The organism is Vibrio sp. 2132-1 (genome assembly GCF_033344315.1).
Window position 1 is genome coordinate 1 of record NZ_JAWPON010000478.1, and the last position, 629, is coordinate 629.

Genomic DNA, 629 nt, shown 5'->3' on the forward strand with positions numbered 1-629 from the left:
ATTCAAAGTTCTCACCAATGTGGATTTTGAATAGGGCTTTTTTCATGCTCAGAGTCAAAGAATTGTTTGACCGAAAAGTTTCTGTTCAGGCCTATTGCTCATAAAAATCAATACTTAGCTGTCAAGTTTGCGCTAACCATTTGATGCTGAATTCAAAGGGAGATGAGTATCCTGATTGACGATAGCTCTCAGCGCACTGATCGACTCAACTGTTAGGTGTGAACCTTCATCGATTGATTTCATAAACTCGTCCACTTCTAATAGTTTCGACATCGAACTGAGAAAGCCTTGGTTGATGACCTCGATAAATGAGCGAGTTTCGGTCGTTAGGGATTGGTTGCTCAGAACTACGTGGTTGATTTCATCAATCGACGTGCTGGTTCGAGTTGCTAAAGTTCTCACTTCATCCGCAACCACTGCAAATCCTCGTCCATGTTCACCAGCTCTAGTTGCTTCAATCGCTGCGTTTAGAGCTAGGAGATTGGTTTGTGAGGCGATGCTGTCGATCACTTTGACGATTTCAGTGACTTGCTGAGAGGTTTTAAATAGCTCTTGAACTTTATCGTCACAAGCGGTGACGGCACTCAGTACTTCTTCAATCATGGTGCGAAACTCATTCAGAGAATGTT

At 42.8% G+C, this 629-nt stretch carries 1 protein-coding gene; it reads right to left on the minus strand.

Annotated features, from left to right (window positions below; translation table 11 throughout):
- Positions 1-132 precede the first annotated feature (132 nt).
- On the minus strand, positions 133-629 hold a 497-nt coding region (locus tag R8N47_RS26150; RefSeq protein WP_318186222.1), incomplete at its 5' end, for a methyl-accepting chemotaxis protein.